Below are 23046 nucleotides of genomic sequence, written 5' to 3'. Positions count from 1 at the left end.
AAACGCGTATCCCCGTGACGGCCCCATCGCCGGGCGATGACGCTCGACGAACTCACAGACGACGTTGACGCGGCCTACGGAGACCTCGGCGACAGCCTCGACGTGTCGCTCGACCGCGAGACGCGACACGAACTGGCCATGCTCGTCGCCCTGTTCGACCCCGACGACGCGGACGAACTCGTCCGCCGGGCGGTCCACGCGCTGTTCCAGTCGGAACTCGACCGCGGCCAGCTCGACTTCCACCTCCGGCAGGGCTACGACGTGACCTACGACGAGTACCTCGCGGGGATGACCTACGAGGAGATGACCGGGCAGTCGCAGGCCCCGCCGCGGGACGACGTGCGCCGCTACCAGATGTAACCGCGGCCGAGACAGGGCGAACCGACTCAGACGATTTCGGCCTCGATTTCGACGCCGTCGATGCGGCGGTAGCGGTGGGCTCCGTCGTCGCCGTCGCGGACGACTTCGAACGCCCGGAGGAGCACCACCAGTCGGCCGTCGCCGAGGTTGGCGCGGAGGACGACGCCCTCGCCGGTGACGACCACGTAGGGCGGGGCCGCGACGGGCGGCGCGGCCATCGGCCGGCCGGTGGCAGTCACCGCGTCGGCGAGCGCCCGCGGCAGGCGAGACAGCGCGCCGGAGCCGTCGAGGGCGCGCCTGAACGGGGGTACGACGCGCTCGCGGTCGGTCACCGAGTCGCCGTCCCACTCGGCGGCGACGGCGATTGCGCACTGGCCGACGACGGTCAGCAGTCGCTCGTGGTCGTCGCGGAGCACGCGGACGGCCTCCTCGGCGGCCCCGGTGGCGGGTGTCACGTCAGTCACGACCCGAGGTGCGTCGTCCCCGGATAAAAACCTCCGTCGAGTCGTCGGGTCGGGCGGCGACGGCGGCGCTAGGGTGCGGCCACGCCGACCACGTCCGACAGCGCGGCGTCGAGGAGGTCGACCGCGAGGTCGAGTTCGCGCTCGGTCACGTCGAGCGGCGGCAGGAGGCGGAGCGACCGCGCGCCGCATCCGAGGGTGAGCAGGCCGCGCTCGAAGGCGGCGTCGACGACCGCGTCACGGCGTTCTTTGGTGTCGAACTCGACGGCGACCATCAGCCCGAGGCCGCGCACGTCGACGACCTCCGCGAGCGACTCGGTCGCCGATTCGAGGCGCGCCCGGAGGGACGCGCCCTTTTCAGCCGCGTTGGCCGCGAGGTTCTGTTCCTCGATGAGTTCGAGCGTGAGCGCCCCCTGCATCGCCGCGAGGACGTCGCCCGCGCCCCACGTCGACGAGAGCCGAGCCTCTTCTTCGGGGAAGACGTCGCTCCGCGAGATGGTCGCGCCGACCCGGAGCGCCTTGGCGCTGGTGATGACGTCGGGTTCGAGCGCGTAGTGGTCTGAGGCCCACATCTCGCCGGTCCGCGCGACGCCCGACTGAATCTCGTCGGCGATTATCGTGATGTCGTGGGCGTCGCAGAGCGCGTTCACCTCGCGCATGAACTCGTCGCTCGGGACGCGGTAGCCGCCTTCGCCCTGCACGGGTTCGAGGATGAGAAACGCAACTTGGTCGGCGGGGAGATGCCCGTTCGCCCCGTCGAGTTTGGCGCGCAGTCGCTCGACGCCCTCCATGGAGTACGGCACGTCGACGATGCCCGACACCTCCGGGAACTTCCGGCGGTGGACCGACTTCGAGCGGTTGAGCGAGAGCGCGCCGAGGGTGCGGCCGTGGAACGCGCCCTCGAAGGTGATGCCGTACTTCGGCGTCTCGCAGTTGTCGTAGGCGATTTTGATGGCGTTCTCGACGGCCTCGGCCCCGGAGTTCGACAGGAACACCGTGTCCATGTCGTACTGGCCCGTGACCTCGGTCAGGAGGTCCATCAGGTGCGCCGGACCCGGAAGCGACGCGTCGTCGGGCGTGCCGCCCGTGCTGACGTAGAAGTCCTGACCGGCGATTTTCATCGGGTCGACGAGGTCGAACTCCCGCAGTCGGTCGATGAGGTCCGGGTTGTTGTAGCCGAGCGGCGCGGCCGCGACGTGGCTCGTGAAATCGAGGAGAACGTTGCCGTCGGGGTCGGTACAGAACGGCCCGACCGCGTCTTTGGTCACGTCCCAGACGAAGTCGTAGACGTACGTGCTCGGCGCGGCGGACCGCTGGTGGTACGAGACCCACTGCTCCGCCTTCGGGCCGGGGAACTCACCGACGCTCGGCTCGACCGTGTCTCGGTTCATACGCCACAGATTGGACATACATACATAAAATTTTGCTAAGTGAGTCGATTGGGCCAGACAAATCCCCAAATACGAGTTGTTTGTTTCTAAATTGGACGGCTGTATTTGATATATGCAGACGGGTTATCGGGCGCAGTCCGGCGCGTTCGCTCGACGTTCGGTCGTGGTTCCGGTCGAACAGCGCCGAATCAAGAGAGACGGTGTCACACGACACGACGGGCGGGGCCGCTCGCTCGTTTGATATATCCAGACGCGGCGAGCTCGAACGCCGAGTTCACCGATTTCGCTCGAAAACCGCGGTTTCGAGGTTCAGTTCGATGAGGTTCGCCGTCTCGGTCACGAGTTCGGGAACCTCGGTCTCGAACCGTTCGCCGCTGAGTCGACTGGTCGGCGCGGTCACGCTGACCGCGCCGCAGACCGCGCCGTCGACGCCTCGAACCGGCGCGCCGACCGAGCGCATCCCGCGGATTTCCTCCTCGTCGTTGACGGCGTAGCCGCGTTCGCGGACCCGTTCGAGCACTGCGAACAGTTCGTCGCGGTCCGTAATCGTGTTCGCGGTCTGTCCGTCGAGGCCCTCGCTGTCGAGTATCGACCGGACCCGGTCGTCGTCGAACTGCGAGAGGAGCGCCTTCCCGCTGGCGCTGTAGTGGAGGTGTTGGGGCGTCTCCCGCATCCTGAGGTGGTAGTCGGTGGCGACGGCGTCGTCGCCGCGGCTCTCGTAAATCGTCACCTCGCGGCCCCGGTGTTCGACCGTGAGATGGGCGTATTCGTGCGTGGTGGCGGCGAGCGCGTCGACTTCCTCTTTGCCCGCGCGGTACAGCGGCGTCTCGTTTCTGACGCTCTCGCCGAGGGTGACAAAGCGGAGGCCGAGCCGGTAGGTTCGCCCCGTTCGCGTGAGGAACCCCTCGTCTTCGAGCGTGGCGAGGTAGGTGTGTACCGTCCCCTTCGACGCGTCGAGTTCCGCGCAGACCTCGCCGAGCGTCGGGTTCGAAAGCCGCTGGACCACGGAGACGATTCGGCTCGCGGTCTGGACCGACTTGATTCGCCGCGGCTCGTCTCCGGCGTCTCCCTCGCTCATCGCCCTTCGACGTGGAACGTCACGCTGTCTGTCAGCCCCTTCGGTTCCGCGTCGGCGACCAACCGGGCGTTCGCGCCGGAGAGGTACGGTGCGACGAGGTCCGTGGCCTCGGACCCCTCCGCGGCCGCCCCGCCCCGACTCGCTGTGTCGTCCGGACTCATGAGACGACCCGTCGAGGCGCGCCGAGTTATAGCTGTCCGAACCCCGACGCCGGACCCTCTCATACGAGGGGGCTGACTTTTGCCCGAAAGCTGACCCAGCTACAGTATGCATCTGACCGAACGCTACGAGGGCCCCGTCGAGGCGATTGTCTTCGCGGAGGGGGCCTTCGGTGAGACGGCGGGGAAGACCGCAAACGGCGTCGTCGCCCACGGCACGCTGTTCGACGTTCGCGCCGTCGTCGACTCCGAGAAGGCCGGCCGCGACGCCGCCGACGTGCTCGGAACCGACCTCGCTGAGCCGCCCGCGGTCGTCCCCTCCGTCGCGGCCGCGTTGGAGGAGGCCCCCGACGCCGAGGCGCTCGTGCTCGGCGTCGCGCCCGTCGGCGGGAGCCTCCCGCGAGACTGGGTTCCGGGCATCGAGGCCGCCATGAACGCCGGCTGTGACGTGGTCTCCGGCCTCCACGAGTTTCTCAGCGACGACCCCGAGTGGCGCGACCGCGCCGAGAACGCCGGGGTCTCCCTCGTCGACGTTCGGAAGCCCCCCGAAGACGCCCTCCGCGTGGCCGACGGGCGCGTCGACGACTGCGACGCCGACGTGGTGTTGACCATGGGAACCGACTGCGCCGTCGGCAAGCGGACGACCACGTTCGAACTGTATCGCGCCGCCCGCGAGGCGGGCCTCGACGCCGGCTGGGTCGCCACCGGCCAGACCGGCGTGATGATCGGTGCCGACGCCGGCGTCGTCATCGACCGCGTCCCCGCCGACTTCGTCGCGGGCGTGGTCGAAGACCTCGTCTGCACAGTAGCTGAGGACCGAGACCTCGTCTTCGTCGAGGGGCAGGCCGCGCTCTCCCACCGCGCCTACTCGGCGGTGACGCTCGGACTCCTCCACGGGTCGAACCCCGACGCGGTCGTCGTCTCCGACGAACCGGGCCGGGACTCCCGCGACGACTTCGACCGCTTCGAGGTCGAACCGCTCGCGGACGAAATCTCGCTCATCGAACACCTGTCTCCGGCGACGGTGGCCGCGGTTTCGACGTGGGGCGACGCCGAGGCGGTGACCGCCGAAACCGGCCTCCCCGCAGGCAACGTGTACGCGGACGGCGGGACGGAGGCGCTCCTCGACGCCGTGTTGGAGGCGCTGTGAGCGACATCGTCTCGGTCGGCGTCGAGGCGCTCGACCTGCCGCTCGTCGAACCGTTCGAAATCGCCCTCGGAACCCAGTACGAAGCGCCGAACGTCCTCGTGACCGTCGAGACCGAGTCCGGCGTCGTCGGCTACGGCGAGGGGTCGCCCGACCACTACGTCACCGGCGAGACGCAGGGCGCGACGCTCGACACGGCGAGGCACGCCCGCGACCTCCTGGTCGGCCGCGACGTGGCGGACTACCGCGCCGTCATCGAGTCGTTGCACGCGACGTACCCCGGCGCGGTGTCGGCGCTGTTCGCCCTCGAAACCGCGATTATCGACGCCTACTGTCGGGAGCGCGAGCTACCGATGTCGGAGTTCTTCGGCGGGACGCCCGAACCGGTGCGGACCGACATGTCGATACCGATTCACCCGCCGGAAGTCGCCGCCGACCGCGCGGCGGCCGCCGCCAACGCGGGCTTCGAGACCATCAAGGTGAAAGTCGGACAGCGCGTCGAGACCGACCTCGAACGGCTCCGCGCCGTCGCCGAGGCCGCGCCGGACGCGACGCTCACCGTCGACGCGAATCAGGGCTGGTCCGTCTCGGAGGCCGTCCGATTCGACGACGCCGTCCACGACGCCGGCATCCCGCTTTCCCTGCTCGAACAGCCCGTCGCCAAGACGGACGTCGCCGGACTCGCGAGCGTCCGCGACCGGACGAAGACGCCCGTCGCGGCCGACGAAACCGTGTTCACGCCCGAAGACGCCGTGCGCGTGGTCCGCGAGGACGCCGCCGACGTCATCAACGTCAAACTCGGGAAATCTGGGCTCCTCGGGGCGGCTGACATCGCCGCCATCGCCCGCGCGGCGGGCCGCGACCTGATGGTCGGCTGTATGCTGGAGAGCTCTATCGGCATCCACACCAGCGCCCACCTCGTCTCCGGCGTCGGCGGCTTCTCGCACGTCGATTTGGACGCGACGCGGCTCCTCGCCGAGGACGTGGTCCCGAAGGAGACCGGCCCCGTCCACGCGCTCGACGGCCCCGGCCACGGCATCACGCCGAACGTCTGAGAACCGCTCGTTCGCCCGCGACCGATGCACCGACCGCTTCCCGGACGCTTTTTGCCGGCGCGGGCCGCCAGTTGGGACATGGAACTCTCCGCAATCGAGGACCTCATCGAATCGCACATCGAGGACGCCGACGCGACGGTCTCGCGCCCGCGGACGGTCGACCAAGACCACGAGGACGACCACTACGCCGCCGTCGTCGTCTCGCCCGCCTTCGAGGGGAAGTCGCTCGTCCAACAGCACCAACTCGTCTACGACGCCCTCGGCGACCACATGACGACCGACATCCACGCGATGGAGCTGAAGACGTACACGCCCGAGGAGTACGCGGCGCGAGAGGAGTGAGCGAGCCGTCGCGGCCGACGCACCGCGGCGGTCGCCGCACTAACGGCCGCCGACGGATTCCGACTGATTCCGACGAGCGCCGACGGTCGCGGCTGTCAGTGAGGCGCACGGACCAATGGATTTTACCTCCTGCCAAAACGACCCCCGAATCATGGGCGACGATGATTATCGAATCGAGCGGGACAGTCTCGGCGAGATGGAAGTGCCTGTCGACGCCTACTGGGGCGCACAGACCCAGCGGGCGGTCGAGAACTTCCCCATCTCCGGTATCACCTTCGGGCGGCGGTTCGTCCGCGCGCTCGGCGTGGTGAAGAAGGCCGCCGCGCAGGCCAACCGCGACCTCGGCATGATTGACGAGGACGTCGCGGCCGCCATCGTCGAGGCCGCCGACGAGGTCATCGCCGGCGAGCTCGACGACCAGTTCCCCGTCGACGTGTTCCAGACCGGCTCGGGCACCTCCTCGAACATGAACGCCAACGAGGTCATCGCCAACCGCGCCGCGGAGATCATGGGCGAGGGCATCGGCGACCGCGTCGTCCACCCGAACGACCACGTCAACTTCGGCCAGTCCTCGAACGACGTGATTCCGACCGCTATGCACGTCGCCTCCCTCGAAGCCGTCGAGAAGGACCTGCTTCCCGCGCTGGAGACGCTCGCCGAGGCGCTCGGCGACAAGGAAGACGAGTTCGACGGCGTCGTCAAGACCGGCCGCACCCACCTGCAGGACGCCACGCCCGTCCGTCTCGGACAGGAGTTCGGCGGCTACCGCACGCAGGTCGAAAAGGGCATCCGCCGCGTCGAGAACGTCCGCGAGCACCTCGGCGAGCTCGCGCTCGGCGGCACCGCGGTCGGCACGGGACTCAACACCCACCCCGAGTTCCCGGCGAAGGCCGCCGAGTACATGTCCGAGGAGACCGGCGTCGAGTTCCGCGAGGCCGACAATCACTTCGAGGCGCAGGCGGCCCACGACGCGATGAGCGAGGCCCACGGCGCGCTCCGCACGGTCGCCGGCTCCCTCAACAAAATCGCCAACGACCTCCGCCTGCTCGCGTCCGGCCCGCGCAACGGCCTCGGCGAACTCGAACAGCCCGAGAACCAGCCCGGCTCGTCCATCATGCCCGGGAAAATCAACCCGGTCGTCGCCGAGGCGGTCAATCAGGTCCACAAGCAGGTCGTCGGCAACGACGCCGCCGTCTCCGCCGGCGCGGCGGAGGGCCAAATCGACCTCAACCTCTACAAGCCCGTCCTCGCGCACAACTTCCTCGAATCGGCGAAACTGCTGGCGAACTCCTCCGAGGTGTTCGCCGAGCGGTTCGTCGCCAAGCTCGAAGCCAACGAGGAACACTGCGAGACGCGGGTCGAACAGTCGATGGCGCTGGCGACGGCGCTCAACCCCGCAATCGGCTACGACAAGGCCTCGAAGGTCGCAAAGCAGGCGCTCGCTGAGGACAAAAGCGTCCGGCAGGTCGCCGTCGACGAGGGCTACCTCACCGAGGCGGAAGCCGACGAGGTGCTCGACCCCGAGAAGATGACCCATCGCGGCATCCTCGGCGACGACTGAGCAGGCCGGAAAAGCAGTCCGCTTTTTGATACGTCGGGGCGAGCGGGCGAACCGCTCGGTCCGAGTCGCGTTCGCGTCGGTTTCGGTCCGTTCAGCCGCGGAGACGGTTATATTTACTCGGCTCGCGGTAGCAATCGCATCCCCGCGTCGCCGTGACAGTCTCTCCCGAGTGAAGAACTGTCACGAAATCTCGAAAATCGGTATTTTGAAGCTTGATTTTGACGATTATACCAGTATGGCCGGACTGCAACAGCAGCGGGCCCGCGGGCGAGACATGTTGGAGTGTCGAGGTTGTGGGGCCGTATTCCCGGAGGGACGAGCGACGAACGACGGGTGGACGTACGTCTGTCCCGAGTGTGAACAGGTCGAAGGCATCGGCGAGGGGCTTCGTCGCCTCTGACGGCAGACTGAATCCTTTTTTACTCCCCCCGAACGCAGGGAGTACCAATGACCGAGTACGACTACGACTACGAGGACCTCGGCCTCGTGGCTGGGCTGGAGATTCACCAGCAACTCGACACCGAGACGAAGCTGTTCTGCGGGTGTCCGACCGACCTCCGCGAACCAGACGAGGCGGCGCGCACGTTCTCGCGGTTCCTCCATCCGACAAAGAGCGAACTGGGCGAACTCGACGACGCCGCGCTCGAAGAGAGCCGCGTCGAACGCGAGTTCGAGTACCTCGCCTACGACTCGACCTGTCTGGTCGAAGAGGACGACGAGCCGCCGCACCGCCTCGACCACGAGGCGCGCACGGTCGCCATGCAGATCGCCGAACTGCTCGACATGAACGTCGTCGACGAGGCGCACGTCATGCGCAAGCTCGTCATCGACGGGTCGAACACCTCGGGGTTCCAGCGCTCGTCGCTCATCGCGCAGGAAGGCGAGATTGGGACCAGCGACGGGCCCGTCTCCGTCGTCGACCTCATGCTCGAAGAGGAGTCCGCCCAGCGCGTCGAAGAGCGCGACGACGGCGTCCTCTACAGCCTCGACCGCCTCGGCATCCCGCTGGTCGAAATCGGCACCGGCCCGGACATCTCCTCGCCCGAGCAGGCGCGCGAGGCGGCCCAGACCATCGGCATGCTCCTGCGTTCGACGGGTAAGGTCAAACGCGGCCTCGGCACCATCCGACAGGACGTGAACGTCTCCATCGCCGACGGCGCGCGCGTCGAAATCAAGGGCGTGCAGGCGCTCGACCAAATCGACGAAATCGTCCGCTTCGAAGTCGGCCGACAGGCGGAACTCGTCGAGATTCGCGACGAACTCCAGTCGCGTGACGCCTCCGTCGGCGACGTGGCCGACGTGACCAGCGTGTTCGAAGACTCGGACTCCGGCGTCATCCGCGGCGCGCTCGACGCCGGCGGGAAGGTCACGGCCGTTCCCCTGTACGGCTTCGACGGCCTCGTCGGCCGCGAACTCCAGCCCGACCGCCGCCTCGGCACGGAACTGTCCGACCACGCCAAGCGCCACGGCGCGGGCGGCATCTTCCACACCGACGAACTCCCGGCCTACGGCGTCACCGAGGCCGAAGTGGAGGCGCTCCGCGACGCCGTCGACGCCGGTCCCGAGGACGCGGTCGCCATCGTCGCCGACGACCCCGAGACGGCCGACCTCGCCATCGACGCGGTCGCAGAACGCGCCGCGGTCGCCATCGAGGAAGTCCCCGAGGAGACCCGCGGTGCCAACGACGACGGCACGACCCGCTACCTCCGCCCGCTCCCCGGCGCGGCCCGGATGTACCCCGAGACGGACGTGCTCCCCGTCGACCTCGACCCGAGCGACGTGGAGACCCCCGAACTCCTGACCGAGAAGGTCGACCGCTATCAGGCCGAGTTCGGCCTCGACGCCGGCCTCGCGGAACAGGTCGCCTACGGGCGGACGATGCCGCTGTTCGAGGAGGCCGTGGACGCCGGCATCGACGCGACGTTCGCGGCGGGCCTGCTCGAATCGACGCTGACCGAACTCCGCCGCGACGACGTGGCCGTCTCCGAACTCACCGACGACCACCTGCTCGCGGTCATGCATCTCGTCGAGGACGGCGACCTCGCCAAGGAGGGCGTCAACGACGTGCTCTCGACTATCGCCGAGGACCCGAGCCTCACGGCCGAGGAGGCCGTCGAGGAGGCCGGCCTCTCCGGCGTCTCCGAAGACGAGGTCCGCGAGGCCATCGCCGAGGTCGTCGAGCGCAACGCCGACCAGGTCGAACAGCAGGGCATGGGCGCGTTCTCGGCGCTCATGGGCGAGGCGATGGGCGCGCTCCGCGGCAAGGCCGACGGCGGCGTCGTCAGCGACGTGCTCCGCGAGGAGATTCAAAAGCGCGCCTGAGCCAACTCTAACTGCTCTCTCCGACCGTCTTTTTCGTTCTCACGTCGGCGAGCGCCCGCCACCGCGGACGAACCGCCGCCAGCCCCACCGACCCGCGAACTCGACGCCGGCCGCGACGAGGAGAAGCACCAACAGCGCCGGTCCGAAGATGAGGAACATCCCGAGCGCGTCCGTCTCGCCGCGGACGTGGAGGAACGCCCACCAGACGAGTTCCGTGACGCCGAACAGGCCGACGAGCGGCGCGACCAGCCCCCGACGGGCGAAAAGCAGGGCCGAGACGGCGACGAACCCGGCGAGCAAGAGGAACGAGAACCCGAGGAAACCCGCCGAAGTCAGCGGGTCCTCGACGAAGCCCGAGGGAAAGGCGTCGGTGACGAGTCGCGCCGCGGCCCAGACGGCGAGCGTGGCGAGGGCGTAGCCGCCGCCGAGGAGCGCGGGCGTCAGAGACTCGCGGTCGCCCCGCGTGCGGGTCGCGTAGACGGCGCCGACGGTGCCGAGCGCGGCGGCGACGGCGACGACGTGGGTGAGAAGCCAATCACCGAGCACCGGGTCGGGCGAGCCGGGCATCTCACCGCACCTCGATTCGCGTCATCGACTCGTCGGCCATCGCGGCCAGTCGCTCGACGCGCTCGTCGGTCGAGGGGTGGGTCGAAAGCAGGTCCGACACCGGGTCTTCGACCTCGACCTCGCCGTACACCCACAGCGGCGACAGGCCGAACTCCGGCCGAGCGGCCCGCTCTAACTTCCGCAGGGCCGACGCGAGCGCCATCGGCTTGCCCGTCACCTCGGCGGCCCGCGCGTCGGCGGCGAACTCCCGCTTTCGCGACTGCGACCGGACGAACACGGTGAGGCCGAAGCCGAACAGGCCGACGAACTCGTCCAGTCGGAGGCGAACCCGCCCGGCGAGCGTCTCGGGCCACGACCCCGGCCGGCCGCGCATCCACGCCGAGCCGAGGGCGACGCCCGTCGTCAGGAACGTCACCGGCGAGACGAACAGGTAGCCGACGCCGACGACCGTCTGGAGGACGCTCGCCACGAGCGACTGGACCAGCCCGTCTTTCCGTTCGAGGTGGGCGAGTTCGTGCGCCAGCAGGGCCTCGAACTCGTCGGCGTCGAGGAGGCGGAACAGCGCGGCGTCGAGGACGACCACGTCGCGGCCCATCGGGTCGAGCGCCAGCGCGTTCGGCGCCGAAAAGCGCGCGAGCTTCAGCGTCGGCGGGTCGAGGTCCATCCGCTCGGCGAGGCGGTCGCGCAGGCGGTGAACCGACGGCGACTCCGCGGGCGACATGTCCCGCGCGTCGAGTCGGCTGAGCAGGCGCACCGTGCCGAAGCGGAAGCTCAGATAGCCGAGGACGACGGCGACGCCGACGCCGACGACGGCGGCGGTCAGGGGGTCGGGGCGGAGCCGCCAGAGCGTCACCACCGCGAACGCGCTGAGCGCGCTGAGCGAGAGGTAAAAGGCGAGGACGACGACGCCGACGGCGACCATCGGGAGGCGAGAGCGGCGCGGGGGCGATGCCATCTCGCGTGCCGATAGGGCGTCGGACCGCAAAAGCTGTCTGGCGCGCCGGGGGAACGACCGCGCGGGCACGCGGCCGTGAGCGCCCGCCCGGACCGCCGGCATCGCTACATTCTCAACGGGGGTGGGCAAAAAGGGGATATGCAGTTTTTCGAGGATTTCGCGGTCGGCGACACCCACGAGTTCGGCGAGTACGACGTGACGCTGTCGGAGGTTCTCGAATTCGCCGAGCGGTACGACCCCCAGTGGTTCCACACCGACCCGGAGCGGGCGGAAGCCGAGTCGATGTACGGCGGCGTCATCGCCAGCGGCTGGCACACCGCGTCGATGACGATGCGCCTTTTCGTCGACGGCGTCCTCAGCGACGCCGCCTCGCTCGGCGCGAAGGGCGTCGAGGAGCTTCGGTGGTGGAAGCCGGTGTACCCGGGCGACACGCTCGTCGTCGAAAGCGAAGTGCTGGAGACGACCGTCGAGACCGACGACCGCGGGCTCGTCGAGATTCGGACGCGGACCTTCGCGGAGCGCGAGTCGGGCGAGGTCGAACTGGTCTGTTCGTTCGTGAGCGACGTGATGGTCGCCCGGCGGAACGGTACGTGGGGAAGCCCGTAGGGCGTCAGGGTTCGGCGTCGCCGTCGGTGTCGTCGCCGCGGTCGCCCAGTCCGTCGCCGGCGTCGCGGAAGCGGTCGGGGTCGCGGACGGCCTCGGCGGCGCGGCGGAACACGCCCGTCAGCGTCGCGGCCTCGCGCTCGGTCGGGTGGGCGCGGCCGAGCAGTCGGCGCATCATCCGCGAGGTCTTGGTGCGCTTGTGCTCGCGGTAGTCCACGGCGTCGAGCAGTTCGTCGAAAAAGCGGTAGACGACCTCGATTTCGTCTTCGGAGGCGCGCTCGCGCTCCACGTCCGGCAGTTGCGTCTCCTCGACCGTGAAGCGGCGAAGCTCGTACATGAGAATCGTCGCCGCCTGCCCGAGGTTGAGCACGGGGTATCGGTCGTCGGCGGGGATGCAACAGACCTCGTCGAGCATCGCCAGCTCCTCGTTGTCGAGGCCGGTGCCCTCGCGGCCGAACACGAGCGCGGTCTTCGTCTCCACCGACTCCAGCGAGTCGGCGATTTCGACCGGCGTCTTGAACGGATAGCGGACGTGCCGGGTGGAGTCCTCGTGGGAGACCGCGGTCGTCCCGATGGTGTGGAACTCCTCGACGACCTCCTCTAAGGTCGTCTCGGTGGCGTTCGGGAGCACGTCCTCGCGGGCGTGGCCGGCGAAGCCGTACGCCTCGCCGTCGGGGTCGAGCGGCGGCGGGTTGACGAGGCGGAGGTCGTAGATGCCGAAGTTCTTCATCGCCCGCGCGATGGTCCCGACGTTGCCGGGCGTCTCGGGTTCGACGACGACGACGACGAACTCGCGGCCCCCGTCGGCACCGGCGTCTCGGTCGCCGCTCATCTCGTCGGGTAGTCCGTGTCGAGGTCGACGCCGTCGAGGTCGTCTTCGGTCAGGGGCGTCGCGTCCTCGTCGTCGTCCGCGTCGGGACCGTAATCGCGGAGGTCGATGCGCTCGCCCTCGACGAAGTTCTCCTCCAGCCGGCGCTGTATCTCGTTTGCGTCCGGCGGCGACGGCAGTTCGTCGGGTTCGGTGTCGACGTACTCCAGTCCGCCGTACCCCTCGGGAGCGCGGCCGCCGTCGGCGAACCACTCGTGGAAGGCGTCGGCGAACACCGCGTCGCCGACGAGGTCGCGGCCGTCCTCCTCGCGGAACCAGTAGAGGAAGTCCGGCTCGTGGTGTTCGCAGAGGAGCACCTCCTCGCGGGGCTCGCCGTAGACGATGGACGCCTGTCGGCACTGCTGTATCTCCTCGTCGCCGTGAATCAGATAGCAGGCGTCGCACGGCTCCTCGACGAGCGAGACGAGGCGCACGAGTCGCTCCCGCGGGTCCTCGGGAATCTCGTCGAGCGGTTTGAACTCGCCCTCGTCGGTGAATATCTCGGCCTCCTCGAACCGCCATCCGCGGAGTCCGACGCTGACCTTCGCCATGGGCCGAGATAGCCGAGCGGCGGATAAAAATGGCGTGATGCCGGTCAGCCGTCCGCGAGGAGCGCGTCCAGCCGGTCGAGGTTGTCGGCGGCCGCCTCCTCCGTGACGGGCACGTAGCCGACGACCGCCGGCTCCGACGTGGACCGTTCGAGGTAGTAGCGGACGAACGCGGCGACCTCCGGACGCGACAGCGCCTCGCGGGCGACGTAGACGTACAGGGGTCGCGAGAGCGTGTCGTAGGTCCCGTTCTTCGCGTTCGCGGGCGACGGGAGGGCGCATCCGTCGGGCTCGGAAATCGGGACCGCGCGGACGGTGTCGCGGTTCTGGAGGTAGTACGCGAGGCCGAAGTAGCCCATCGCGTGCGGGGAGTCGCCGACGGTCTTGGCGATGACCGTGTCCTGTTCGGTCGTGAGGTGGTCGGTCCGCTGGACCGCGCTCGGGAGGACGGCGTCGGAGAAGTAGTCGAACGTGCCCGAGGCGGTCGTCGGGCCGGCGAGGCGAATCGGCTCGTCGGGCCACTCGGGTCGGACGTCGCTCCACGACGAGGCCCCGCCGACGCGCCATATCGCGGCGAGTTCGGAGAGCGTGAGGCAGTCCACCCAGTCGGCGTCGGGGTTGACGACGACCGAGACGGCGTCGGTGGCGATGCGGAACTCCACGGGGCCGATGCCGGCGGCCGCACACGCGTCGCGCTCGTCCGCCTCGATGGCCCTGCTCGCGTCGTTCACGACGGTCCGGCCCGCACAGAAGAAGTCGGCGAACCCCCCGCCGGTCCCGGTCGAGGCGACGGACACCGTCACGTCCGGGTGCGCCTCCGAGAACGACTTGCCGAGCGAGAGCGTCAGCGGGTAGACCGTACTACTTCCGGCGATAGCGATACGCCCCGAGAGCGCGTCGTCGGTCGTCGCGGTCGCGGTCCGACTCGCGGTCGGCCCCGGCACCGACCCGACGCTCCCGAGACAGCCCGCGAGCCCGACTGCCCCGGCCGCCCCGAGCGCGCCGAGGAACCCGCGCCGACTCGCTCCGTCTCCGCCCCGACAAGGTGGCTTCACGGTCGGTCGTTTCTCGCGTCCGGTCATGGTGGTTGCTAAGTGGGGTATATAGTCACACGAGGGAGACGGCGTCGTCGGCACCGCCGCCGACATGCTCGACGCCGCTGAGTTCGAACCGCGCGCCGCCGGTCGACGACTCGCAGAGCGCGAGGTCCCAGCCGTGGGCGTCGGCGACCTGCAGGACGATTGGGAGGCCGAAGCCGGTCCCGCCGCCGGCGCGGTTCGTCGTGTAGCCCGGTTCGAGCACGCTCGCCCGGTCGGCCTCCGGGATGCCGGGGCCGTCGTCTTCGACGTAGAAGCCGGGGGCGTCGCAGAGCGCGCCGACGGTGACGGTCACCCCGTCGGGGTCGCCGTGCTCGACGGCGTCACCAGACGCAGTCTGGTTGCCCGTGGAACCGTGTTCCACGGCGTTCCGAAACAGGTTCTCGAAGACGTGGGCCGCGAGGTCGGGGTCGGCGGCGAACCGGGCGTTCTCCTCGACGACGAGCGTCGCGTCCCCCGTCTCCACGTGCCCCCACGCCCGCCGGGCCGCGTCCGACAGCGCGACCGGGAGCGTGTCTTCGACCCGCCGCTGGAGCGCCAACACGAGCGCGTCGTCGATGATGGCGTCGATGCGGTCGAGCGACTCGACGAGCGGTTCGACGTGGTCGCTTTCGGTCTCGTCGGCGAGGAGTTCGGCCCGGCCGACCGCGACGTTGAGTGGGTTTCGCAGGTCGTGCGAGAGCACGTTCGAGACGGTTCGGAGCTGTTCGTTTCGCTCCTGTACGTCGGCCATCATCTCGTTGAACGAGCGGGCGACCTCGGCCATCGCCTCGCTCTCCTCGTCGGGCTCGATTCGCTCCGCGAGGTCGCCGTCGGCGCAGGCCCGCATCACCTCGCCGTAGGCCTCCGCGGTCCGTTCGAGGTGGCGGCGGCGGCGCTCGGAGGCCTCCTTTTCGGCCCACGCCACCCCTCTCGCCGCCTCGGCCTCCTCGCGGGCGCGCTCGGCTTCGAGAATCTGGTCGCGCAGGGAAACCCGCATCACGTCGAACGCCTCGTAGAGGTCGCCGAACTCGTCCTCGCGGTCGCGGTCGATTGAGACGTCGAGGTTGCCGTCGGTGAGTTCCCGCGCGTTCGACCCGAGGGTCCGAACCGCGTCCACGGTGTCCCGACCGATGGTGACCGCCAGCAGGGCCGCGCCCGCGCCGACGACGAACAGGGTCGCGAGTATCTGCGTGAGGATGTCCGTCCGCAGGGCGTACGCCTCGCCCGTGGGGACGCGGGAGGTGACGACCCAGTCGTGGGTCTCCATCCGGGCGAACCCGACCTCGGTCGACGAGCCGGCGAGCGACTGCCCGGGGACGAACCCCGACGCGGCGTCGTATCGGGTCGTGTCGAGCGCGTCGGTCTCCAACAGCCGCGACTCGTCCTCCGCGAGGACGACCGTCCCCGCCCCGTCGACGACGACGAACCGGCCGGCGTCGATGTCGTGGAGATGCGTCTCGGAGATGTCTCGGAGGTTCGCCACGGCGATGACGGCCCGGTTCGGGCGGTCGGGAATCGTCGTCGCGAAGAGGACGACGGGCGCGGCCCCCTCGGAGGGGCGGAACGGGTCCGAGACGACCACGTCGCCGTGGGACTGCTGGGCGAGCGCGGTGAACTCCCGGCGGCCGTAGTACGTCGTCACCGACTCGGCCGAGGCGACGCTGGCGCTCCCCGTGCTCGTGAGAACCGTCTCGTTTCTCGTGTCGATGTAGTACGCGGCGTCGATGTCGCGGTCGCGTTCGACCACCGACCACAGATAGAGGTTGATGTCGCGGTCGTCGCCGGACTGGAACGCCGCGGACTCAGATATCGACCGCATCTGCACCTCCATCCGCGTGAGCCACTCGTCGAGGTTCTGCGCCTGAATCTCGGCGTTCGTCACGAGGTCGTCGCGCGTCTCGTCGCCGATGACCTCGTTGGCGTGGAGATACGAGTAGCCGCCGACGGCCGCGATGGCGAGCGTGACGAGGCCGACCGCGAGCGCGAACTGCACCGCGTACCGCTTCCTGACGAACCGCGGCAGGAGGCGTCGCGTCACGGCCGGTCGAGCCTCCGGTCAGTCATCCGAAGTCGAGCGCCGCCTCCTCGAACGCGTCGTCGAGCAGTTCCGCGCGGGCGTCGTCGGCGCGGGCCGCCGCGTCATCGACCGAGGCGGTGAGTTCGCGGTACGACGCCGACTCTTCGAGCGTCTCGCGGTCGTAGGTGGACTCCAACACGGCCCGCTTGCGGGCGAGCGCGAAGTACTCGCGGAGCAGGTCGTTGTACGACCCGCGGACCACGAGCGAGCGGACGGCGCGGCGGACCTCCAGTTTTCCGACCGGCTTGACGAGGTAGTCGTCGAACGGCATCTCGACGATGTCGGTGTCGGGGTCGACGCCGGTCACCATCACGACCGGGAAGTCGTGGTCGCGCGCCCGGAGTTCGGACAGCACCTCGTCCCCGGTGCCGCCGGGCATCTGCCTGTCGAGCATCGCGGCGTCGAACGACTCGTCGGCGACGAGTCCGAGCGCCTCCTCCGCGCTCGAAGCCGTCTCGACGCGGTAGTCGTCCGCGAGCCACGCCTCGTACAGCGTCGTCAGGGACGGTTCGTCGTCAACGGCGAGTATCGTCGGTGGTCCGTCGCCAGTCATAATCCTGTGTGGGTGCGCCCGGAAGGCACCCGGTTGGCTGTGTAGTCCAGAGAGCGCTATTAAGCGGTTGCTATGAGGACTCAATAGCCCTCAATTCCGTCGCATGCGGCTTCGTACTCGACGAACTCGCCCGCCTTCCGCGACCGGTCGGCATATAATCGTGTGGTCCAACCGACGGGTATGCGAACCGTCGATGCGGCAGGACTCGAAATCGGCGACGACCACCCGCCCCGAATCATGGGTGTGCTGAACGTCTCCAAGGAGTCCCCGTACAAGCCGAGCGTGTTCAACGACCCGAGCGAGGCCGCCGAATACGTCGACCGCGAGCTCATCGACGAGGGGGCCGACATCGTCGACGTCGGCCTCGAATCGGCGAACAAGCGCCTCGACGTGCTGTCGGCCGAAGACGAACTCGACCGCCTCGACACGGCGCTTTCGGTCCTCGACAGCGTCTCCGGCGACGCCGTCTTCTCCATCGAGACGCGCTACCACGAGGTCGCCGAGGCGGCGCTCGACGGCGGCTTCGACATGGTCAACGACATCTGCGGCTTCGCCGACCCGGAGATGCCCCGCGTCTGCGAGGAGTTCGACGCCGCGGTCGCCAAGATGGCCAGCCCCCCGGACCTCACTCGCCCCGGTGCGATAGAGGAGGTCGACGACATCTACGACGCCCTCGAACTGAACGGCTTCACCGACAAGACCATCGTCGACCCCGCCTTCGGCGGCTGGTCGGAGGCGAAGACGCTCGAACACGACCGCGAGACGTTCGACCGCCTGCGGGAGTTCCGCGGCTACGGCCACCCCATCTTGGTCTCCATCAACCGCAAGAACTTCCTCCGCGACGTGGCCGGCCGCCCGACCGAGGAGGCCCTGCCCGTCAGCCTCGCCGCCACGTCGATGGCGGTCGAGCGCGGCGCACACGTCGTCCGGACCCACGACGTGAAAGAGACCCGCGACGCCGCCCTCATCGGCCACGAGTTCAAGCGCCGCCGCGTCCGCGAACCCGGCGACGTGTCGGTCGAGGAACTCGACGTGACGACGCCCGGCGAGGCCGCGAGACACCTCGACCGCGTCGGCGCGAACCGCGAGGTCGCCGCCGAGAGCGTCACGCGCGTCTTCGAACTGGAGGGGCTCGGGGCCGACGACCGGGAGGCCCTCGCCGCCGCCGCCGGCGACGCGGGAGCCGTCTTGGCCGGCGGCGACACCGGCGCGCTTCTGGTCGGGACGCCCGCCGCGCTCGCCCGGCTTTCGGCGCTCGTCACGGACGCGTCCGACGCCCTCGAAGCCGCCCTCGAAACGGTCGAGCGGGCGACGCGCTAGCCGGCCCGAGAACCCCTCACGAACCCGTCTCGCCGTCTGACGTTCGGCAGACGTTGACCGTTCTACTAAGAGAAAACTTATACCATCCGACTCTAAAACGGTCCTGTGGACGCCGGAAGGGCACGCGGGTAGGGGTACACGAGTGCCGTTCCGGCCCATACAGTTACATTCTGAGCGACAGCTACACCATGGATTTCACCACGTGGGAACCCGTCTACGGGCGGATTCTCGACGACTTCGGCTTCGACCGAACCGGCGACGAGCGGGCCAGAGACGCGCTCGCGGACCTCGTCACGCCGTTCGACCGGGACCGGCTGGACTGGGATGGCGCGACCGTCGCCGTCTGCGGGGCGGCCCCGACGCTCGACGACGAACTCGACCGGCTCGACGCCCCGGACGTTGACGTCGTCGTCGCCGCCTCCACCGCCGCCGATGCGGTTCGAGACGCCGGCTTCGACCTCGATTTAATGGTGACTGACCTCGATAAAAACCCCGAGACGGCGGTCGAACTGACCGAATCGGGCGTGCCGGTCGCGGCCCACGCCCACGGTGACAACCGCCCCGCGGTCCGCGAGTGGGTGCCGCGGTTCGATACCGATCACGTCCTCGGGACGACGCAGGCGGCCCCGGTCGGTCCCGTCGTCAACTGGGGCGGTTTCACCGACGGCGACCGGGCGGCCTTCATCGCCGACGAACTCGGGGCGGACCGGCTCGTCTTCGCCGGCTGGGACTTCGACGACCCGACCGTGGACGCGATGAAAGCGCAGAAACTCAGGTGGGCCGAGCGCCTGCTCCGGTGGCTCGAACGACGCCGCGGAGAGCGGTTTTCGGTACTCGATGGGCGACGCGACGGCATCGACCCGCTCCCCTGAGGGCCCGCTCACACCGATTCGTTGGCGCGGCGTCCCTCGCGCTCGCGCCCCGGTTACCGCGTGTTCTGCGGGTGCACGTCGGCTCCCTCCTCGGTCCCGGTCGGTTCGGCCGCCGACTGCTCGACCACGCCGTCGAACAGGGACGCGTCACAGCCGCGGCAGGTCGCCGAGACGCGCCGCTTCGTCCCGTCGCCTTCGGGAGCCGCCACCCGCTTCGTCTCGACCGTGACCGCGCCGTCGCAGGTCGGGCAGGTCCGGAGACACAGCCGGAGGGCACCGAGGACGCGGTTCCGGTCCGCGGTCGAGAGCCGCCACCACTCGGGGTAGTACCGCCGGAACGTCGCCACCGCCGTGAGGTCGGCGACGAACGCGGCGCGAGAGGCCCACCGGCCCACCGTCCCGCGGTCGAGGCGCGCGAACAGCCCCCGTTCGTCCCAGCCCAGTTCGATTCTATCCGGGGCGACGCCGAGGAGCGCCGCGAGCGCCTCGCGGTCGCGGTCCCGCCCCTCGGTGTCGAGCACGCGGGCGCGCCACTCCTCGGCGAACTGCGGCGACAGAGAGAGCGTGCCGTCCGCGCCGGCCGAAAGGACGCCCGCGGCGTGTAGCGCGGCCGCGAGGTCGACCCGGCCGTCGAGCGAGAGCGGCGGCGACGGGCGCGCCGACGGGAGTTGCGGGGGCGGCGGCGAGACCGACGAGAGTTCGACGAGCGCGAAACCGAAGACGACGACCGGCGGCAGAGCGCCGAGGAACGCGCCGTACGGCACCCAGACGAGCCACCCGAGCGTTCCGCAGACGAACGTCAAGAGGAGGAGCGGAAACACGAGCGGGGACCGGAGAGGCGGCTGTCGGACCGCGGAATCGGGAAGGAAGCGATGCCCGGACATACCAGAACCGTGGGCACGACGCCGTATAGGTATGGACTGGGTACACCAGATAGCAAGAACGTAAACGTGCTCCCGTCCCGGAATTCGGTCGATAACATCACATTACCCGCGACAGTCGCGCCGCCGCGAGTGTCGACTACCGTACCACATTCATGCCAACTGGTGTCCGAAAACGAGCGACTGCCGCCGCGAGACGTGGTAGGACATCGTTTCCCGCGCCGCGAGCAGATTAAGTTCAGTCGAACAGACTGGTCGGCCGGGTTTTCCCGCGTTTCGGTGTCGTCTGCCGCTACATTGACATGGACGCCGTCCTGAGGCGCGGCTATGCAACTGCACTGGCACCGCCGGGACCTGCGCGTCGCGGACAACCGCGGGCTCGCGGCGGCCGCGGAGGCGGGCCCCGTCGCCCCGCTTTTCGTCTTCGACCGGGACGTGCTCGACCACGCCGGCGCGCCCCGCGTCAGGTACCTGCTCGACGCGCTCGCCGAACTCCGCGAGGCGTACCGCGAGCGCGGGAGCGACCTGCTCGTCGCCCGCGGCGACCCGCGGACGGTCGTGCCGGCGGTCGCGGCGGCGCTCGACGCGGAACGGGCCGTGTGGGGCATCGACTACTCCGGGCTGGCCCGCGAGCGCGACGCCGACGTGCGACTCGCCCTCGACGACGCCGACGTCGCCCGCGAGCCGGTCCACGACGCCATCTTCCACCCGCCGGGGAGCATCACGACCAACGCGGGCGACACGTACTCGGTCTACACCTACTTCTGGAAGAAGTGGCGCGATCGCGACAAACCCGACCCGTACCCGGAACCGGACGCCGACGACCTCGCCGACGCCGCGGCACTCGAAACCGCCGCAGAGTGCCTCTCCGACGCCGACGCCGACTTCGACATCGCCGTCGGCGACCTCCCGACCATCTCGGACCTCGGGTTCGAGGAGCCGACGGCGGCGGTCCAGTCGGCGGGGACCGAGGCGGCCCGCGAGCGCCTGTCGGCGTTCTGCGCGGACGCCATCTACCGCTACGCCGACGACCGCGACTACCCGACGCGGGACGCCACGTCCCGGCTCTCGACGGACCTCAAGTTCGGGACCATTGGCATCCGCGAGGTGTACGCGGCGACCGCGGCGGCCCGCGAGGGCGTCGGCGGCGAGCGAGACGAGTCGGTCGAGGAGTTCCAGTCGCAGTTGGCGTGGCGGGAGTTCTACGCGCACGTCCTTCGAGAACACCCGAACGTCGTCACGGAGAACTACAAGGAGTACGAAAATGACATCGCGTGGCGCGACGATTCCGAGGAACTCGCGGCGTGGAAAGAGGGCAAAACCGGCTATCCAATCGTCGACGCCGGGATGCGACAGCTCCGCGAGGAGACGTACATGCACAACCGCGTCCGGATGATAGTCGCGTCGTTCCTCACGAAGGACCTCCTGTGCGACTGGCGACACGGCTACGCGCACTTCCGGGAGCACCTCGCGGACCACGACACCGCGAACGACAACGGCGGCTGGCAGTGGGCCGCCTCGACCGGGACCGACGCCCAGCCGTACTTCCGCATCTTCAACCCGATGACGCAGGGCGAGCGCTACGACCCAGACGGGGAGTACATCAAGCGATACATCCCCGAACTCTCGGACGTGACGGCAAACACCATCCACGAGTGGCACGACCTGACCGACCTCGAACGCGAGCGCCTCGCGCCGGACTACCCGGAACCAATCGTGGACCACTCCGAGCGCCGCGAGCGGGCGATTTCGATGTTCGAGGCCGCCCGCGGCGACGACTGAGCGACGGGCGCGCAGACGGGGGTCGCGAGCCGCCGCGCCCGCCCTCCACCCCCGGTCGCCGCGGCACGAACGACTTTCTCCTCGGAACCCGACTCCGAATCCATGCACGTCGCTATCATCCTCTACGACGGCTTCGACGAACTCGACGCCGTCGCCCCGTTCGAGGTGTTCCAGAACGCCGGCGCGGCCGGGGCCGACTGCGAGGCCGAACTCGTCGCGCTCGACGACCGCGAGTTCGTGACCGCGAGCCACGGCATGCGCGTCGGCGTCGACGGCGTCCTCGACCCGGAAACCGACCGCCCGGACCTCCTCGTCGTCCCCGGCGGCGGCTGGAACTCCCGCGCCGAACAGAGCGCGTGGGCGGAGGCCGAGAAAGGCGAGATTCCGGATGCAATCGCGGTACTCCACGAGGCCGGAACGACCGTCGCCGGCGTCTGTACCGGCGGGATGCTCCTCGCCCGCGCCGGCATCCTCGACGGCCGCCCCGCGGTCACCCACGGCGGCGCGCTTTCCGACCTCCGACAGACGGCCGCCGAAGTCGTCGAAGCGCGCGTCGTCGACGACGGCGACGTGCTCACCGCGGGCGGCGTCACCTCCGGTCTCGACCTCTCGTTGCACGTCGTCGAACGCGAGTTCGGAGCCGAAGTCGCCGACGCCGTCTCGACGGAAATCGAGTACGAGCGCCGGACCGACCCGTTCGACGGCTGATACGCTCGCGCGAACCGGAGTTTCTCGAAGCGGAGAAATCGACCGATAGCGACCCGCAGACTGTGGTTTGTGCTAGCATACCTCTCCTCAAGTTTTAACAGGATTCCGCCCCACCCGTGATACGGAGGTTACACATTATGAGCTACGAACTCGACCCGCTTCCGTACGAGTACGACGCCCTCGAACCGCACATCTCCGAGCAGGTGCTGACGTGGCATCACGACACCCACCACCAGGGCTACGTCAACGGCTGGAACGCGGCCGAGGAGACCCTCGCCGACAACCGCGAAGCAGGCGAGTTCGGCTCGTCCGCCGGCGCGCTCCGCAACGTCACGCACAACGGCTCCGGTCACATTCT

General features: G+C 69.3%; 24 protein-coding genes and 1 pseudogene. 13 read left to right on the top strand and 12 right to left on the bottom strand.

The window, feature by feature from the left end; genetic code table 11:
* Positions 1 to 36 precede the first annotated feature (36 nt).
* The gene (locus IEV64_RS00120; protein ID WP_004969267.1) at positions 37 to 360 is read left to right on the top strand and encodes a ribbon-helix-helix protein; all 324 of its coding nucleotides are present in this window, start codon (positions 37 to 39) and stop codon (positions 358 to 360) included.
* A 26-nt stretch (positions 361 to 386) separates the two neighbouring features.
* Here IEV64_RS00120 and IEV64_RS00115 read toward each other — a convergent pair whose 3' ends face one another.
* The 4 genes from IEV64_RS00115 to IEV64_RS00100 form a co-directional block, all read right to left on the bottom strand.
* Positions 387 to 824, bottom strand: a complete 438-nt coding sequence (locus tag IEV64_RS00115; protein WP_007273315.1) for a DUF7988 family protein — start codon at positions 822 to 824, stop codon at positions 387 to 389.
* Between the two features lie 68 nt (positions 825 to 892).
* A complete protein-coding gene (locus IEV64_RS00110) occupies positions 893 to 2212 on the bottom strand; it encodes a class-III pyridoxal-phosphate-dependent aminotransferase (protein WP_007273316.1) in 1320 nt (439 codons plus the stop codon).
* A 274-nt stretch (positions 2213 to 2486) separates the two neighbouring features.
* Positions 2487 to 3290, bottom strand: a complete 804-nt coding sequence (locus IEV64_RS00105; protein ID WP_188422856.1) for an IclR family transcriptional regulator — start codon at positions 3288 to 3290, stop codon at positions 2487 to 2489.
* Positions 3287 to 3451 carry a hypothetical protein gene (locus tag IEV64_RS00100; RefSeq protein ID WP_161618808.1) on the bottom strand — a complete coding sequence of 55 codons (165 nt, stop codon included), beginning with the start codon at positions 3449 to 3451 and terminating at the stop codon, positions 3287 to 3289. Before IEV64_RS00100 ends, IEV64_RS00105 begins: the two co-directional genes overlap by 4 nt.
* Positions 3452 to 3557: 106 nt before the next feature.
* Here IEV64_RS00100 and IEV64_RS00095 point away from each other — a divergent pair, with 106 nt between their 5' ends.
* From IEV64_RS00095 to gatE, 6 genes are all read left to right on the top strand, one after another.
* Positions 3558 to 4598: an N-acetyltransferase DgcN family protein gene (locus tag IEV64_RS00095; RefSeq protein ID WP_188422855.1), complete on the top strand. Its 1041-nt coding sequence runs from the start codon at positions 3558 to 3560 to the stop codon at positions 4596 to 4598.
* Complete coding sequence (locus IEV64_RS00090) at positions 4595 to 5650, top strand: dipeptide epimerase (RefSeq protein ID WP_188422854.1); 1056 nt, start codon at positions 4595 to 4597, stop codon at positions 5648 to 5650. The genes IEV64_RS00095 and IEV64_RS00090 overlap by 4 nt, the downstream gene beginning before the upstream one ends.
* A gap of 78 nt (positions 5651 to 5728) precedes the next feature.
* Positions 5729 to 5992 carry a BolA family protein gene (locus IEV64_RS00085; protein WP_089777582.1) on the top strand — a complete coding sequence of 88 codons (264 nt, stop codon included), beginning with the start codon at positions 5729 to 5731 and terminating at the stop codon, positions 5990 to 5992.
* A gap of 151 nt (positions 5993 to 6143) precedes the next feature.
* Positions 6144 to 7553, top strand: coding sequence for a class II fumarate hydratase (locus IEV64_RS00080; protein ID WP_188422853.1), 1410 nt, complete (start codon positions 6144 to 6146; stop codon positions 7551 to 7553).
* Positions 7554 to 7788: 235 nt separating this feature from the next.
* Entirely contained in the window at positions 7789 to 7953 is a 165-nt protein-coding gene (locus IEV64_RS20030; protein ID WP_013035362.1) for an HVO_2901 family zinc finger protein, read from the top strand.
* A 47-nt stretch (positions 7954 to 8000) separates the two neighbouring features.
* The gene (gene gatE / locus IEV64_RS00075) at positions 8001 to 9875 is read left to right on the top strand and encodes a Glu-tRNA(Gln) amidotransferase subunit GatE (RefSeq protein ID WP_188422852.1); all 1875 of its coding nucleotides are present in this window, start codon (positions 8001 to 8003) and stop codon (positions 9873 to 9875) included.
* 39 nt (positions 9876 to 9914) lie between these two features.
* Here the strand turns inward: gatE and IEV64_RS00070 are convergent, their stop codons facing one another.
* Together IEV64_RS00070 and IEV64_RS00065 are read right to left on the bottom strand one after the other, a co-directional pair.
* Complete coding sequence (locus IEV64_RS00070; RefSeq protein ID WP_188422851.1) at positions 9915 to 10442, bottom strand: hypothetical protein; 528 nt, start codon at positions 10440 to 10442, stop codon at positions 9915 to 9917.
* A gap of 1 nt (position 10443) precedes the next feature.
* On the bottom strand, positions 10444 to 11364 hold the full coding sequence (locus tag IEV64_RS00065; protein WP_188423247.1) for a M48 family metallopeptidase: 921 nt from the start codon (positions 11362 to 11364) through the stop codon (positions 10444 to 10446).
* Between the two features lie 171 nt (positions 11365 to 11535).
* On the opposite strand from IEV64_RS00065, the gene IEV64_RS00060 reads away from it, so the two are divergent.
* On the top strand, positions 11536 to 12003 hold the full coding sequence (locus IEV64_RS00060; RefSeq protein ID WP_188422850.1) for a MaoC family dehydratase: 468 nt from the start codon (positions 11536 to 11538) through the stop codon (positions 12001 to 12003).
* 4 nt (positions 12004 to 12007) lie between these two features.
* On the opposite strand, the gene IEV64_RS00055 is transcribed toward IEV64_RS00060, so the two are convergent.
* From IEV64_RS00055 to IEV64_RS00035, 5 genes are read right to left on the bottom strand one after another with little or no spacing between them, the layout of a single operon-like run.
* Positions 12008 to 12832: an RNA methyltransferase gene (locus IEV64_RS00055; protein ID WP_188422849.1), complete on the bottom strand. Its 825-nt coding sequence runs from the start codon at positions 12830 to 12832 to the stop codon at positions 12008 to 12010.
* The gene (locus tag IEV64_RS00050) at positions 12829 to 13419 is read right to left on the bottom strand and encodes a DUF8114 family protein (protein ID WP_007273325.1); all 591 of its coding nucleotides are present in this window, start codon (positions 13417 to 13419) and stop codon (positions 12829 to 12831) included. Before IEV64_RS00050 ends, IEV64_RS00055 begins: the two co-directional genes overlap by 4 nt.
* 44 nt (positions 13420 to 13463) lie before the next feature.
* Positions 13464 to 14471 (bottom strand): PstS family phosphate ABC transporter substrate-binding protein, encoded by a 1008-nt coding sequence (locus IEV64_RS00045; protein WP_229722439.1) that lies wholly within the window; start codon positions 14469 to 14471, stop codon positions 13464 to 13466.
* Between the two features lie 52 nt (positions 14472 to 14523).
* Entirely contained in the window at positions 14524 to 16533 is a 2010-nt protein-coding gene (locus tag IEV64_RS00040) for a HAMP domain-containing sensor histidine kinase (RefSeq protein ID WP_188422848.1), read from the bottom strand.
* A gap of 22 nt (positions 16534 to 16555) precedes the next feature.
* Positions 16556 to 17125, bottom strand: a complete 570-nt coding sequence (locus IEV64_RS00035; protein ID WP_007273328.1) for a response regulator — start codon at positions 17123 to 17125, stop codon at positions 16556 to 16558.
* Between the two features lie 180 nt (positions 17126 to 17305).
* Between IEV64_RS00035 and IEV64_RS00030 the strand changes: the two genes are divergently transcribed.
* Together IEV64_RS00030 and IEV64_RS00025 are read left to right on the top strand one after the other, a co-directional pair.
* On the top strand, positions 17306 to 18445 hold the full coding sequence (locus IEV64_RS00030) for a dihydropteroate synthase (RefSeq protein WP_007273329.1): 1140 nt from the start codon (positions 17306 to 17308) through the stop codon (positions 18443 to 18445).
* Positions 18446 to 18633: 188 nt separating this feature from the next.
* The gene (locus IEV64_RS00025; RefSeq protein ID WP_007273330.1) at positions 18634 to 19317 is read left to right on the top strand and encodes a 6-hydroxymethylpterin diphosphokinase MptE-like protein; all 684 of its coding nucleotides are present in this window, start codon (positions 18634 to 18636) and stop codon (positions 19315 to 19317) included.
* Positions 19318 to 19370: 53 nt separating this feature from the next.
* Here the strand turns inward: IEV64_RS00025 and IEV64_RS00020 are convergent, their stop codons facing one another.
* Positions 19371 to 20138: a DUF8054 domain-containing protein gene (locus IEV64_RS00020; RefSeq protein ID WP_083874826.1), complete on the bottom strand. Its 768-nt coding sequence runs from the start codon at positions 20136 to 20138 to the stop codon at positions 19371 to 19373.
* 387 nt (positions 20139 to 20525) lie between these two features.
* Between IEV64_RS00020 and IEV64_RS00015 the strand changes: the two genes are divergently transcribed.
* The 3 genes and pseudogenes from IEV64_RS00015 to sod form a co-directional block, all read left to right on the top strand.
* A complete protein-coding gene (locus IEV64_RS00015; RefSeq protein WP_188422847.1) occupies positions 20526 to 21980 on the top strand; it encodes a cryptochrome/photolyase family protein in 1455 nt (484 codons plus the stop codon).
* A gap of 102 nt (positions 21981 to 22082) precedes the next feature.
* Entirely contained in the window at positions 22083 to 22688 is a 606-nt protein-coding gene (locus IEV64_RS00010; RefSeq protein ID WP_007273333.1) for a DJ-1/PfpI family protein, read from the top strand.
* 137 nt (positions 22689 to 22825) lie between these two features.
* A pseudogene (gene sod / locus IEV64_RS00005) lies at positions 22826 to 23046 on the top strand (superoxide dismutase [Mn]); the annotation flags it as partial.

Origin of the sequence: Haloferax sulfurifontis (assembly GCF_014635105.1) — an archaeon.
Classification (GTDB): Archaea; Halobacteriota; Halobacteria; order Halobacteriales; family Haloferacaceae; genus Haloferax; species Haloferax denitrificans.
This window is presented reverse-complemented; position numbering and strand designations above follow the sequence as displayed.